9 protein-coding genes are annotated in these 13,801 nt (G+C 51.4%); 2 read left to right on the top strand and 7 right to left on the bottom strand.

Features of this window, described 5'->3' with window-relative positions; all coding sequences use genetic code 11:
- Nucleotides 1-15: 15 nt before the first annotated feature.
- The 6 genes from K7P01_RS29335 to K7P01_RS29310 all read right to left on the bottom strand — a co-directional run bounded on the left by K7P01_RS29335 (nt 16) and on the right by K7P01_RS29310 (nt 12,200).
- Nucleotides 16-1,191 carry a DUF4407 domain-containing protein gene (locus tag K7P01_RS29335; RefSeq protein ID WP_267298160.1) on the bottom strand — a complete coding sequence of 392 codons (1,176 nt, stop codon included), beginning with the start codon at nt 1,189-1,191 and terminating at the stop codon, nt 16-18.
- Nucleotides 1,181-2,392, bottom strand: coding sequence for a hypothetical protein (locus tag K7P01_RS29330; RefSeq protein ID WP_267298159.1), 1,212 nt, complete (start codon nt 2,390-2,392; stop codon nt 1,181-1,183). The genes K7P01_RS29335 and K7P01_RS29330 overlap by 11 nt, the downstream gene beginning before the upstream one ends.
- 115 nt (nt 2,393-2,507) lie before the next feature.
- A complete protein-coding gene (locus tag K7P01_RS29325) occupies nt 2,508-3,878 on the bottom strand; it encodes an ATP-binding protein (RefSeq protein ID WP_267298158.1) in 1,371 nt (456 codons plus the stop codon).
- The gene (locus K7P01_RS29320) at nt 3,875-9,907 is read right to left on the bottom strand and encodes a contractile injection system tape measure protein (RefSeq protein WP_267298157.1); all 6,033 of its coding nucleotides are present in this window, start codon (nt 9,905-9,907) and stop codon (nt 3,875-3,877) included. Before K7P01_RS29320 ends, K7P01_RS29325 begins: the two co-directional genes overlap by 4 nt.
- A gap of 51 nt (nt 9,908-9,958) precedes the next feature.
- Complete coding sequence (locus K7P01_RS29315; RefSeq protein WP_267298156.1) at nt 9,959-10,558, bottom strand: eCIS core domain-containing protein; 600 nt, start codon at nt 10,556-10,558, stop codon at nt 9,959-9,961.
- A gap of 106 nt (nt 10,559-10,664) precedes the next feature.
- Entirely contained in the window at nt 10,665-12,200 is a 1,536-nt protein-coding gene (locus K7P01_RS29310) for a M81 family metallopeptidase (protein ID WP_267298338.1), read from the bottom strand.
- Between the two features lie 416 nt (nt 12,201-12,616).
- Here K7P01_RS29310 and K7P01_RS29305 point away from each other — a divergent pair, with 416 nt between their 5' ends.
- Complete coding sequence (locus K7P01_RS29305; protein WP_267298155.1) at nt 12,617-12,925, top strand: hypothetical protein; 309 nt, start codon at nt 12,617-12,619, stop codon at nt 12,923-12,925.
- 66 nt (nt 12,926-12,991) lie between these two features.
- Here the strand turns inward: K7P01_RS29305 and K7P01_RS29300 are convergent, their stop codons facing one another.
- Nucleotides 12,992-13,318 carry a hypothetical protein gene (locus K7P01_RS29300; protein ID WP_267298154.1) on the bottom strand — a complete coding sequence of 109 codons (327 nt, stop codon included), beginning with the start codon at nt 13,316-13,318 and terminating at the stop codon, nt 12,992-12,994.
- A 223-nt stretch (nt 13,319-13,541) separates the two neighbouring features.
- Between K7P01_RS29300 and K7P01_RS29295 the strand changes: the two genes are divergently transcribed.
- Nucleotides 13,542-13,772 (top strand): hypothetical protein, encoded by a 231-nt coding sequence (locus K7P01_RS29295; RefSeq protein ID WP_267298153.1) that lies wholly within the window; start codon nt 13,542-13,544, stop codon nt 13,770-13,772.
- Nucleotides 13,773-13,801 lie beyond the last annotated feature (29 nt).

The raw sequence follows: 13,801 nt of genomic DNA, 5'->3' as shown, positions 1-13,801 counted from the left end.
CGTGCTGCCCGTGGGTTAGGCTTCTTGTTGACTAAATGCGTTTTCTCTGAGCTTGATCTTTTCCTGCTCCACCCATAGCGACAGTTGCTCACGGACCAACTCCTGATGCGCTTTTTCGATCAGGTTGATGGTTTCCCGGTTGTGCTTAAGCTGCTGCTCCACCTGCTGTTGTTCCACGCTAGCCAGCAACGTCAGCTGATTGTTGAGCTTTTGGTTGCGGATGTTGATGGACGAAAGCTCTTCTATTTCGTAGTCGTACTCCAGGGTTTTCAGCACATGGTCGTATGGCCCCGCGGGAGAAAGCAGTTTGGCCAGGATGGGCGATACCTCTATAAAGATGAGCAGGAATATAATGGCCAGGGAAGGTCCTTGCGGTAATTGGTGCAGCGCTTCCAGCTGGGCCAGCAACCCGGTGGCGAAGGTGTTCCGGAGCGACGCCTCGTGCGTTTTACGCTCCTGGTTTAAAGCGCCGATCGCCTGCGCGGCCTGTGCGGTCATAGCTTGTTGCTCGGTGATGACCTCTTGGTACTCCTTGTTGGCGTTGTTATATTTCTTTTCTTTCCGTAAACATTCCGACCCGATGCCGCGCGCGCCCGTTCCGCATGAACCGTCGCATTCGCAACGATATTCTTCGTAGTATTTTTCACGGACGGCATAGCGTTGCTCCGCCTTTTCTTTCATCTGTTGCTGCTGCTGGCGCCAGTGTTCGATTTTGGCGTTGTAGTCGTTGTTCACCGTCTCCAGCCGCGCAAGGCAGGCGAGGTGCAGGGCTTCGTCAATTTCCTCTTTAAAAATGCGAAGCTCCAGAGGTTTCGAAATGACGATCGCCAGGAATACCGCCAGCAGCGTGCGGGGGATGATCTGTAATACCTGGCTATACCGTGTGGAACCCTTCTTTATCGTGCTCACAATAAACCGATCGAGGTTGAAGATCAATATGCCCCAAAAAATCCCAAGCGTGACCGCCACGGCCACGCTATCGAACACTGTATAAAGCGCATAGCCGCCGGACAGGCCGGCGAGGATGCCGGTAAAGAAGATGGTGGCGCCGATGCTGGCATACTTGTGATACTCTGACAGCGGGCAGCGCTGTAAGATCTCTTTATTCGCTGCCGAGCAGAAAATAAAGAACGTCATCACGCGGCCGAGCGCGCGTGGGGGCGGTGTGGCATCCACAGGTTTAGCGCTCATAGTAGTGCTCAATAGATTCGATCGTTTTGCGCACGCCTTCTTTTCCGGCATTCATCCGTTTCAGGTAGCGAAAAACAAAGGCATTCAACTTCTCCAGCGTGGGCTTTTTGCTCGCCTGGTGAAACGTGTAGCGATGTATCTTTTTAACAAGGTTGTGATAGCGCTTTTCCGAATCGCGTAACGTGAGGGTTAGCATCTGTACGGCATCCGCGGTGAGCGTTGGTAGTGGTGTGCGTGACGCCAGGGAAAGAAGCTTGTCCCGAAATACCGGGATGGGAAACGCGAGCAGGGTTATTTTTCGTGTGAGTGCTTGTTGGTCTACGTGTGCCGTGATGGAAATATCGAGGGAGGTGGATGAGGAGAAGGTATGCTCCCCTTCGTGCGCGGTTATGTTAAACGGAAGAATGTGTACATGGGCCGCATGCAGTACACGCCAGCGCAGACAAATGCAGTTGCCCGCAACGGTGCCATAAGTGTCGCTGCCTTTCTCCGCTTTTACCAAACTGTAAAATACATTGGTTTGCGCGCTGACAAAACCGATATCGTAGTCAATAATAGTTTTCTGTGTCACCCACACGTTTGTAGCTGCAACAGACACATCTCTGTTGTTGTAGGCGCCAACCTTAAAAAGAGTGGTCTCCGTCAGCAATACCTGCCGCTGTCCGGCGTGCTCCACCTCACCAAGCCCTTCAATAATTACCGTGTCCGCTCCGTACACTTGCCACGTCAGGTTTACATAGGAACCTCGCAGTACGAGGTCTTCCGACACATCCAGGGTTATCTGGATGCCATCGGTCGGAACATGGAAGGGGAGGCTGTTGCGGATGAGCGCATTAAAACGATACACCGCTTTTCGTACAGCGTCGCACGCCTCTGCAGTATGAATGGTGTCTGAACCGTGAAAATGACTTACTTGTCTGTAGTCGGAGATACATACATATAATAGAGTATCCGGATAGGTGTCTGTTATGTATAACGCAGCGCCCTTTTTGCGCAATTGAAGGCACCGGTTTAAAAGAAAGGGATTGTTTTCCAGATGGGGACGATTGAGTTCACTCATAACCAACACTACGGCCAGTCCCTTTTCCTGTTGCTGAATGCAGGCGTCTAATAACGCTGTGTCGATCGCTGTATTGACGTGAACTTGGATGACTTGCTTACACGCGGAAATTTGCCGCAAAAGATCATTCGCGTTGTACATAGCACACATCGCTGGGTTAGAGGCTTACAATATAGTAAGAAATTCCATTTTGTCAAGAAGTTGAAGGTGTCAATTGTATGGGTGGTATATCTTTTGGTGGAAGTGTCCGGATGGTTTATATGGTGATCCCTTCTTTTTGATACTCTTTAGTAATCCCTTTATAGATATCTTCCGCGGTGACGACGGTAGTGCCACGGCGTTGGGCAACGATGGAACAATACCGTAGCACATTGATCATACTGCCGCCGGACAATTCGAATTCATTGGCAATAGACTCCAGGTCGGCGTCGACCTCAAAGGCAGAAAAATATTTTCGCCACAACGCCAGCCGCTGTTCTGTTTTCGGCTTTGGAAAGAAGACGATGGATTGAAACCGACGCAAGAAGGCGGTGTCGATGTTGTCCTTGAAGTTGGTGGCCAGGACCACCGTGCCGTTGAAATCTTCAATGCGTTGCAACAGATAACTGACTTGCTGGTTTGCGTACTGGTCGTTACTACTTTGTGTTTGCGTACGTTTGCCAAAAAGCGCATCTGCCTCATCAAAAAAGAGTATCCATTGTTTGTTCTCGGCCATATTAAATAAGCTGGCGAGATTCTTTTCTGTTTCGCCAATGTATTTCGAAACGACCGCCGAAAGGTCGATCTGGTATACATCCAGGCCGGATTCTTTTCCCAGCATCGCGGCCGTCATCGTCTTTCCCGTCCCGGGCGGGCCGTAAAACAATACGCGATAACCTTGTTTCAGGAACATTCGCAGGTGTGTATCGGCCATAATCGACTGACCGTGTTTTATCCAACCGCGTACATCGTCCAACGCATGTGCCGTGTGTTCGTCATACACGGCATCGGCAAAGGTTAGGGGAGTGGTGATACGTTTGGCAGGAAACGAAGAGGTATAGTGTGGATAATATGGGCGCCCCTGTGTAAGCAGGGTCAGGTATTCTTTGCTGATGGTCACCGCGCCGCTGAAAATCGGATCACCGTCTTTTACGTCGGAAAGATGCAGGATATTCTGGCTATAGAACGGATGATAATCGGAGAAATACTCCATGAGCTGGAACCGCTTTTCCAGATTCCGGCCACACAGCAGAAACGAAAGTGTTTCTCCCGTCGGGATAAACCCGCTATGCGCCGTGCCAATAATGCCCCCAAACTCGGTATACCCGCGGTTGAGGTTCTCGTTCTTCAGAAAGAAGATATCAAAGCATACCGGCGCCACATGCACCGCAAGCGCCGTCAGCAGGATTACCCTTTCCGTTGTGCTGAAGTTATACTTCTGGATCATGTAGGCATAAAACGAATCGTTACCGGATAAATCCGGTGGCGGCAGGCCGGTCATAAAATCGTCGTCGTCAACACCACTGAAGTGTTGTTGCAACCGGAACTCGATGACTTTGGTGAGCCACGAAAGATCCGCCCGTATCGTGCCCAGGCTGTGGCCGGTAATACCGCCATCGGGGCTGAATTGAAAGGGAGCGCTGTTCATCTATTATTCATTGGCATGAGGTCTCTGTATTGGTCCGATTGCCAGTGTACGGCAAGACTCTTTTCCATCCACGAGAGTTTAATAAGACTGAACGACCAGGGGATCCAGTCTACTAATATATCCACGGATTTTCGATCTACCGTGAGGTTCCAGCCTATTTCATTTTCTTCTATATGACCAGCACGCTGCAAGAAGGTTTCCCGCAACGCATCGATCGATTTGGATTGGAGCGACGTCCAGTTTTGCAGCACGCCTTGCAACAAGCTTTCGGATACTTGTATTTCATGGTCTGTTAGTTCAATCGTATCTTCAAGCGGGAGGAAAAGATCTGCGCCGCACAGCAGATTATACAGCAGCGACTGTCGTGGAGCTTCCGTGTGGCCGCTGACCAGGTAATGTAACAGGTGAACCGCCCGCACCGCGTGAGCATTGGATTTGAAGCTGTTGTTCTCTATCATCTCCAGCCGGTTGAAATACATATAGAAGAAAGGCGCAATGAGTACGATGCCTGCACCCTCAACCGGAATGCGGACACCCTTCTCAAGTGCTGGGGTCGTTCGTTCAACTTTTACGTTCGGGCTCGTCAGCGACTGTAAGAGTAACGATCGGGCGTGCGCGGTCAACTGGGCATGTGCCACCTCCAGGGAAATGACAAAGTGTTCAGATATAGGAGGAGACGCCTTCAACTGTTGAATTTTCTTCAGCAGCGTGTCGGGCCCTTTCGTTAGGGAATGCTGTGTGCTATAGTCCAATACAGCTTGCGCGTACTGAATGGCCGTGATGTTAAAAGCCGGCCGTTGCAACAGCAAAAGAAGGAGCGAGCGGGCGGCCAGCAGCGAAGCTTGAAACGGGCCGGGAATGGCCCCATCGGATTTTTCAGACAATGTATCGAGGAAATTTTCCATCATGCGCGCCCATTGGCTAAACTCCTGCTGTCGGGTACCCGCCAGGGAGCCGATAATGCTGGTCGTAATGGAAGGATCCGAACGCAACAGGTACGCATCCAGGGTGTCGGTATTCTTAAAAAGATTTTTCAGCGTCGTTGTGAGCCAGGTGTGTTCTTGTAATGCGACGACTTGCAGCTGCCGTGTAAATGCCGGGTTGCCACCTCCGCTTTCCTGGGTGTGGACCGGTATAATCCCCAAGCGGAGATAGGCGACAAAGGCCTCCTTGAACGTGGGCGATAGGCTGTCCGTGAACCCACGGTCGGCCTCGACCGTGGGAGGGGCGAGTAATGCAGAGGTTCCGTCCATGGCCGGGGACTGTAGCGTATCCGCGATCAGGGAGGTTTCCCTGGACGCGTCGTCCAGGGAAACCAACAATGTATGCAGCGACCAATAGGGAGAATTCTCCCCTTGCATCGCGGCAAGGTCTGCCATGCGGGCGATCCACGTCGGCTCAGATAGGTTGATCAGCGTCGCACTGTGTCTGGCCAGGACGGAAAGAAATTGGAGCGCCGAAAACGGGTCGATGTGATGAGCCAGATGGTCATATACCACCGCGAACGTTGCATGTAGCGGAAACGTGGGGGTATTTTCTTCTTCCAATGACATTTTCTCGACGAGCAAAAGGACACGTGTAACAAAGCCGGCAACCGTCGGGAATCGGATGCCGATCATCTCCAGAAAGAACGCTTGCGGGAGCCGGGATGCAATCTTTTGTATAATGGCTACCTCGTGCCCGGATGCCTTCAATCTTTCCGTGAACAATTCCAGGTGCTTCTCCAGGGTAGCGGTAGCGGTCGCAGTGTCCATCGGCGGCATGGTGGAAATATACCACCAGGGCCATTGTTCGTACAGCCAGTAATGAAGAGTAGCTTCAATTTGTTGTAACGTCTTGATCCGACTTGTTGTATAGTGTGGTGGCAAAGCTTTAATCGTCGAACCGGACTCTTGTAACAATGACAACGCCGCGGATGAGAGCAGTGGTTTTAGACGACGGTAGGCCTCTGGATTGTCATGTGCAATGGCCATGATGCGGTTATCGTTCGGAGATACTTCTGAAAAGTATCGCGTTGTTATTTTTGTCAATGCGGCTGTATCGGCTGCACCGCCACCGGGTATAAATAGTCCGGTCTTTAGGTAATAAACAATGATATCTGCGACACTATGTCCTCCTTCGGGCGCGTTAAGGGAGGCTACTGGCGGTAACTCAGGAGTCTGCGCGCGTGTTGCCGGGATATTGAGCGTGTCGCCAAGGCTGTTTAACCATACGCTGAAAGGTTGAGGTGATTGCGGTCCATGTCCGATACCTCGTAAAAATCTAAAATAATGCTGGTAGCCTTGCCGTAGCAATACAACATCATGACCAAAACGTTTGGTAAAAGCTACCCAGGGGGAATAACTTGTATCGTCCTGATACAAGATGGCTGAAAGACGGAGTAAGATATCAACACCTGCATCCAGCGCCAGACTATCCAGGATTGGCTCCGGATGCCTGTGCGTTCGGATGTATTGCACCAGTTCCCGTCGATGGTCGGCATAGAGGGATCGCCATAGCATTGTTGCCGATGTGGCCCGGTCAGTCGTGGCAATATAAAGCGCAGCGAATAATTCGTGGACGCCATCGTTCAGTGCCCCTCGTATTTCGGTAGTACTGTTATAGCGTGCCGGCTCTTCTTCGATACCATTGCCATAGTCCTGGTCATGCTCGACCGATGGAGCTTCGTTCGTGTTTGCCCCCGGATAGTCAGTCGAAAGATTTTTCTCTATACCTGAAGGGGGGACAACATCAGCTGTTGATATGGGTTCAACAAGAGCTTCCGCATTGTCATGCTTTGTATCCTGAACGTCGTCAGGATTCGCTACCGGTTCGTGTTTAATATGTATTCCCGCCAGGCTTTCAAATGTGGCGTCGGGTTGTGCGTCCAGCGTTTTCGCAAAATCTGCAAGCGATCGGGTAAAGACTGCCGAAGCATAATCCTGGTGAGTACTTGTCAGGAAATCAAAATAGTATCGATGCATCGCTCGCAACGAGCGTTCATGATGCTTGTAGGGGACTGTAAAGTTTTGCCAGACGTTATAAGAAGGCTCGTCACGCCACAATGAAGCCGTGAGGCCGATCAATATGTCCAGGTCGGCATCCAGGGCCAGGCTGTCGCGCCAGGCCGTCCACGACCATTGCATTCGCGCATAAAGTACCAACGCACTAGGGTAGTTGCGGTAGAGTAGTCTCCAACGCTCTCGCGCAGAAGTGGTGCGGCGCAGGGAGATATCTTCGGCAAGCATGGTTAACAGGCGGGCGGCCACGTTATCGGCAGGTAGTAACGGCGCAAGGGGCGTCGGAGCATCGGGTGAACCGGATGCGGCCGGTATCGGTAGAGATGTTAATGCATCGCCGGGAATAGAAATGGATGCCAGGTGGAAGATACGATCGATAAGTTTTTCGGTCGAAATCGCGAAGCGCGTGTCATGTAACGTCGTAAAAGCGAGGGAGAACATTTTGCGTGTTGTGGGGCGGTCCTCTTTCATAACGCCGGTTTCGGCAAGGCCCTGATATTGAAATGGTGCAAGGATGCTCAACAGCCGATGAAGCCGGTCGAGCGAAAGTATTTCACTGAGCTCAGACCAGAATGAAGGCGTTACATCTGCTGCGTGAAATAACGAAAAGACCGCAGCCTCGTCAGCCAGCGCGGTATCCCACAGCGCATCGATGGCTGCCAATTGCTGGAGTGCCGGCGCATTAGATACGACGTGGCGAATGCCATAGCGAATCATCCCTTTTAGCACTGATCGCCAGTGCAGCGTCGCGCCTGTTACCGACGCATCGAACTGCATGCGCAGGAGCATTGTATCCCCTTCAGGCATCGCTGCGGCCAGCAGCGGTTTTGCACGTTGCAGCAGATGCCGCGGGAGCGTTTCAGGCGACAAAAGCTCGTCACTATCCTGATGCAGAGACTCCCGGTAATAGTACTGAAGCTCCCGTAGAATCTCATCACGCGCCTGAACACCAAGTTCCGTTAGCAGCTCATGCACGCGGGTTTGAAAAGCGATCCAGTAAGCGTAGGACGGATGACGGCGTGTTTCCTGGGTAACAGACGTGTCTACATTCGCCAGGTCTTCCCGCAACGCCGCCAGCGCATCTTCGTACGCTTCACGGAAGGGATCCCAGATGGTTACTATTCTCTCAAGTGCTGCAGCCTGGGTGTCATCGTCGCAATTACACCGAAGCAACTCGCGCATGATTGTATGCGGCGCAATGGGCAACTTCTTCAGGGTATACAGGGATAAAATATACTCGTGTATAATTTTTCCACGAATGGACCCCGAAGGCGCACTGACGTACTGGAACAACGTGAACTTGTCGGCAAAGGACAGGAAGGTAGTTTTTGCGATCAGTGATTCCAGTATCTGCTCCCAAAGATTCCATTCCGCCAACATATCGGAAACGCGGCCCGACGCCGATAGAATTGTTTTCAGTGTATTCGCAGAAAGCGTGTCGGCAAGACGTGCTGTACATGTAACGTTTCCGGCCAGCGTTAAAACATACTGTGTCAACCGTGCCGGGTTCCAGGCCAGAAGATATAGTATCAATGCCTCGAGATCAGCTGCTTGAAGGTGCTGTGCCGCCGTCGGAAAGTACCCGTAACGATAATAAAACCGTACAATGGCAAAAGCGTGCACATCGGGTTGTTTTGCCTGGCCGAGTGCACTGCTCCCGAGGGTAATCGCGACCGTTTCACCAGCGGGTATCGCGGCCCCGAACGTACTTGTCGCAGGGTGTGATACAGCTTGCGGCCAGGTGGGGAGAAGCTGTAGCTCCAGCAGCAAAAACTGTTCGAGACGCGCAAACGTGACACTGCTTTTGTGTTGCGTACTGATCAGGTCAATGTATCGTCGATACATGGTTCGCTTTACGCTGTCGGATAAAACAGCATGCTCGGCCGTATAAAGATCTTTTATTTTTCGAACAAAGACCAACCAGTACGCATAGCTGCCGTGCGCAAGCCCCAGGGATTGTACAACGGCACGCAACTCCAGCAAGGTTAACCCTTCTGCAATGCTATGACGAACGACAGGAGAGTGGCGATGAGTCTGAAATAGATCATGGAGGTATAAGAGGCGTTTTTTTGTGTAGAGTTTATTGTTTTCCGGCGTGGGTATAGTAAAGAATGGCGTCGGAAGGAGTTGAACCGTGTAGGTTACAACGGTATCGTCGCGATCGGCCACAGCAGCCAGCCGGTATTCCTCCTGGATTTTTTCCCGATCGTGCAAAGAAGCCGCCGTCAGGTATTGTAAAAGAAAGCGCCTGGCACGGCTGGTATACTTCCAGGCGGAAACGTCTTCGGTATGTACTTTCTCGATCCAGGTTAACCAGGCAGGTAACGAAGTATTCAAGGCAGGCAAAAGGCGGGCGATGGAGAGTAACGTGTCATACGGCAAACACTCGGCGAGTTTGAGTTGAAAGTAGGTCATGCCGATGCGCCTCGATAAATAGTCGGCGAAGGGGCGTGCTTTTGAGTCGACCAGATAGTTGACCAGGATACTAACGTCCGTCGGTAGCAAGGCTTTAAATGTGTGCGGAAACGTCCCTGTCCGAAAGTATTGAGCAATGACGGCAAGTAGTGTGTCCGTGGACACGGCCTTCCAGCGTTGTGAAGCTATAGCTGTAGGGTATGGCAATAACCCCATATGCAGGCCCGGCAAGGATTCATCCGGGAGCGGGTTGATGCGGGCTGAAGAATCTATGTCGCTGAAGGGCGTTTCTGCACCGTTCGGTTCACCCCGGTTGGTCCGTGACGCGCGGATCGACGGATCGTTCGCAAGACGTTCCAGTTCGGCTGAGAGTAACGCGATGAGGCGATCGGTTAGCGTCTGGATAAAATTCTGTCGCGATACCGTTCCCAGGTCCAGGTGAATTTTAGAGAGACTGATCTGTAGGTTCTCGGGAACCTCCCGGTCTAATACAGCGAGGATCGCTTCCAGAATGCGGGGTTTTTCCTGCGCAAGGAGCTTTACAACTTCCAGGTTATTTTCCGAAGGAAGTGCAATCTGTAAAGTACATTTTTCAATGCGGTGCCTGGAAAACATTCAAGTCAACCCATAAGATGTTGCTAACGATTTTAAACGATTACGGAACGACTATATCCCGGTGCTTAATGCCTTGGCACCCATCACGTCCGCTTCGCGTTCCAGTCCGGCATCGTCGTTGATCGACACATCGTCTACTGTAAGCGTAGGCTCCACGCGTCCCTGTTTTTGCTGCACGACGTGCCACGCCTCGTGCGGCAGGTGTTGTTCCTGACCCGGAGCAACGTGTATATCCGTGCCCTGGGCGTAAGCATGTGCATTGAGCTGTGCCGGTTTGGAGGAACCGTAATGCACCCGGACGTCATCCATCGCTATACCGGATAAAGCCTCTGTCCCTGCTTTTAAGGTATCGGGCAATCCTGTATTATTTTCTTTTTTCTGCACTACCGTTGCCGCGCCTGAGGTGGCACCGCTATCTTTCATCTTGGGTTGCTTTACGAGCTCATCATCTTCCAGGGGCGCGATTTCGTCCCGTTGCAATACTTTGTCGAGTAATTTCCGCTGTGCAACCATCATCGGGCTGGTATTTGCCAGCCGCTGCATCTTTTGTAGTGTCTTTTTAGTGTTCTCCGGAGAGCTCATCTGTTGCGCCACGCTTCGACGCTGCGCGGCTTTATCCGATCCGGTTTTTTCGTGATGAAAGATTGACATGATGGTCGGGTTTAATATTGGATAACCTTACGGGTGACTACTATAGCGCATACAAACTACTGAGAATAAATGAAGATGTCAAGTTGAATAGTATATCGGCCTATAACTACTGCGAGACTTCCACCAGCTTAGCTGTTAAGTCCGGCGTCGGCATGTCCTTGTCAAAGGGAAACATAGGCCGCTGAATACGTTTAAACGTGAGACGTTCCAGGTCCTGGTCCACGCCGCCCGGCGTTAATGCCATAATCCAGTCTGCGCGCATGTCGTATAATTCTGGAACGAGGTATCCCAGCTTTACGACAACGATATCCGTCTTGCGCGGATCCAGCCCCAGACGGGTAAAGTCGGCCTCATGATGATAGGGCTTTCGTTTTTTAGTCACGATCACGTTTACGCTGCCGACTTGAACGACCACTTCCGTTTCAGCGTGCTCGTCGCCTTGCACGATCGCTTTTACCGTACCGCGCAAGAGCACGGGCGGCGCATACCGGTTATCCACGGCCGCACCGGCTACTCCTTCGACCTTTCCGCCGACACCGGCTTTTACAGCCTTCTCCACGAATTCCGGGCCGGGTAGGGCGGCATAGATAACTGACGGACCTTTTTCAGTTTTGAGTTCCGGACGCTTTAGTATTTCGTTGAGTGTCCAGGTAACGTCACCCGCGCCACCAGCGGTAGGGTTGTCACCCATGTCGCTGATCATGAACGGATGTTTGTCACTCTTCAGCGCCTTGTCAAGACTTTCCTGCAGCGTGGCCACCGGCGCGATAAACTCGAACTGATGTCGGACGTCCCAAAAGCTTTTGGCCAGGCGTTCCGCGGTCGACGTGACGTTGTCCCGGTCGTCTCCCACAACCATCACTACAGCATGGTTACGCGGCTCATCGGCCCAGGCATAACCAATCCAGATGGCAGCATCCACTACACCCGGTTGATCCGCTGCGGGTGCGACTTGTGCGTACAAACTTTTACCGGGGTCTACACGTGTACTGGTCTTTTCACCCGGAAGTAAAATGGGTACGGTCACATAAGCCTTGAACGGCGGCTTACCCTTTCCGCTCTCGATACGCGACAACAGGTTGTCAACAGCACGTTTGTCTGATTGCACGGCATCTTCGTGGGGCGCCATGCGATAGCAGGTGATCAGGTCGCTGTTCTGTGCCAGCCGCCAGGACACGTTGCCGTGCAAGTCCATGGACGTAGAGATGATGGTTTTAGCGCCTACGACTTCGCGTATCCGGATAATCATGTCGCCTTCCGGATCATCGAGACCCACAACACTCATCGCGCCGTGTATGTCGAAAAAGAGACCATCGTACGGAAGATTTTTCCGAAGACTGTCAAGCATTTTGGTCATGAGTGACTCGTAGGCCTCACGCGTCACAATCCCACCCGGGATAGCCCGGCCGATCAGGGCGGGAAGCCATGTCGCCCTTTTAAAATCAGCCGAGTCGGGCGATAGGAATTCATAGGATTCCAAAATCGTCTGACCTGTCTTGGCGTGAAAAGCCTCTTCGTGGGTTTGCGCGGGTGAAAACGTGCTCGACTCAATCCCGAGCCCTGCAATGGCAATCCGGGGAAGGTCTTTTTTAGCAACATCGCTTTTTCCGGACTTGCCGCAGCTGGCAAGTATCATGACCATGATAATGATGCAAGAGGCGTGGAATATTCTCATTTTACATACTTTATGGTCAAAATATAGGACAACTTCAATGCAGCTGCAAGGAAAGCGCGGCAATGTCCTGCTTTACGTGACTATGCCCCAAGGGTACAAGAGGAACAGCGTCAGAAATTTTCTTCTCGAAAATGAAAATTTCCCATAGGCACCGGCGGAGGTATTTTTCAAGCGATCCAGGGAGAAATGGCTATCCTTATTGGTAGACGATGTTCGTATTCTATCCCCGCATCAGCTTGATCTAAAGTCTTACCATCGATCACGGAGAAAACGGATCGGAGCACGGAATTGCCTTATGATCTGCCACGATGCGCGGGACAAACATTCGCGCTGACTTCAGCGTTACCAATATAGTACGATCATTCAATAATAAACTGAAATGTATGAAAGCGCATCCATCGGGTTCACGCGTAACACTACGTTCTAACAATGAACACGTCGTCGAGGTCACGATTCACAAAAGTCACATGGAAAAACGGTTTTCCATTTTTCCTGCCTTGACTGCATGTGCCATCCAGCCGTTGCCAAGAATTACCGACACAGGCGAAACGGTATTGTTCCGCTTCCACCTCGAAGATTGGAACAATGTCGTCAATGATTTTCTGGATGAGCGTATGATCCCCTACGATAATTTTCGCGTTCTTACAGCGGAAACAAATCGTGCGAAGGGTATTCAGTTCCTGTCTGAGTAAAGCAAAAGCGATTGCTGGCGCAGGTGTTGGCCCCGCCCGCCGGCAGGGCCAGGCGAAGCGTAGAAGCTATTGAAATATAGTGACAGTAGACTGAAAGTGCGCAATGGTGATGTGCCTCAACCGCGTAATCCCGTCCGGTGCATAGCCAATTCTCGTTTGCGATTGTCCGGCACGCTGGTCGGTAATATCGATCGTGACATTTTCAAAACCCTCCGTGAGAGCAAAGTCTCCGGCGTTAATAAGAATTGCGCTGGAGTTAGGATCTTTGCGAACCCATACCGTCGTCATTTGAACCGTATCTCTGGTAGGAGACAGCAAAGCAAGCGAGCTTCCGATACCGGCCAGGCTAATACAGGCCACAGCGATAATGATAAACAAGACTTTACGTTTCATGGCGTTCAGGTTGATTAAATAAGTGTTTTTTCGAGACCGTGGAGAGTGAGCGCTATCCTTACGGCGCCATGAAGGTAGCCTACAAGATTTCCCAAATGTTGACAAAAGTTTACGTTTGCGGGAGCGTTTTTTATTTTTCAGGAAGCTTTCAGATCGTGTGCGCAAAAAGCTGGCAGGCATCCTTTTTTTAGCGGCTACAAACAACTTTAAAGCACTATCAATCATGAGCGCACCCATCACATCAGAAATCGACATCGAAACCGGTATGATATTGAAAGAGATTGCTACCGGGCAACTTTTCGTAGTAGGCGAGAGGCAGAAACATGGCCACGAAGTATCCGGCGAAGACATCTGGACAATAACGCCGATGGTCAGCGAAAACACGAACCGGTCACCCCTGGTATTGTCGCGTAACGAACTCTCGGAAAAATATTTTGCAGAGGTCGAAGACTAGGCCTTCACGTCACAAAAAGCCACCGACGT

This window comes from Parachryseolinea silvisoli, assembly GCF_021190955.1.
GTDB classification, from domain to species: Bacteria; Bacteroidota; Bacteroidia; order Cytophagales; family Cyclobacteriaceae; genus Ohtaekwangia; species Ohtaekwangia silvisoli.
Note: the sequence above shows the minus strand (reverse complement) of the source record. Positions and strands in the feature narration are given on the sequence as shown.

Excerpts from the sequence above, each read along its gene's own strand:
- K7P01_RS29335 (WP_267298160.1), bottom strand. The coding sequence starts at position 1,191 with ATGAGCGCTAAACCTGTGGATGCCACACCGCCCCCACGCGCGCTCGGC.
- K7P01_RS29330 (WP_267298159.1), bottom strand. The coding sequence starts at position 2,392 with ATGTACAACGCGAATGATCTTTTGCGGCAAATTTCCGCGTGTAAGCAA.
- K7P01_RS29325 (WP_267298158.1), bottom strand. The coding sequence starts at position 3,878 with ATGAACAGCGCTCCCTTTCAATTCAGCCCCGATGGCGGTATTACCGGC.
- K7P01_RS29320 (WP_267298157.1), bottom strand. The coding sequence starts at position 9,907 with ATGTTTTCCAGGCACCGCATTGAAAAATGTACTTTACAGATTGCACTT.
- K7P01_RS29315 (WP_267298156.1), bottom strand. The coding sequence starts at position 10,558 with ATGTCAATCTTTCATCACGAAAAAACCGGATCGGATAAAGCCGCGCAG.
- K7P01_RS29310 (WP_267298338.1), bottom strand. The coding sequence starts at position 12,200 with ATGGTCATGATACTTGCCAGCTGCGGCAAGTCCGGAAAAAGCGATGTT.
- K7P01_RS29305 (WP_267298155.1), top strand. The coding sequence starts at position 12,617 with ATGAAAGCGCATCCATCGGGTTCACGCGTAACACTACGTTCTAACAAT.
- K7P01_RS29300 (WP_267298154.1), bottom strand. The coding sequence starts at position 13,318 with ATGAAACGTAAAGTCTTGTTTATCATTATCGCTGTGGCCTGTATTAGC.
- K7P01_RS29295 (WP_267298153.1), top strand. The coding sequence starts at position 13,542 with ATGAGCGCACCCATCACATCAGAAATCGACATCGAAACCGGTATGATA.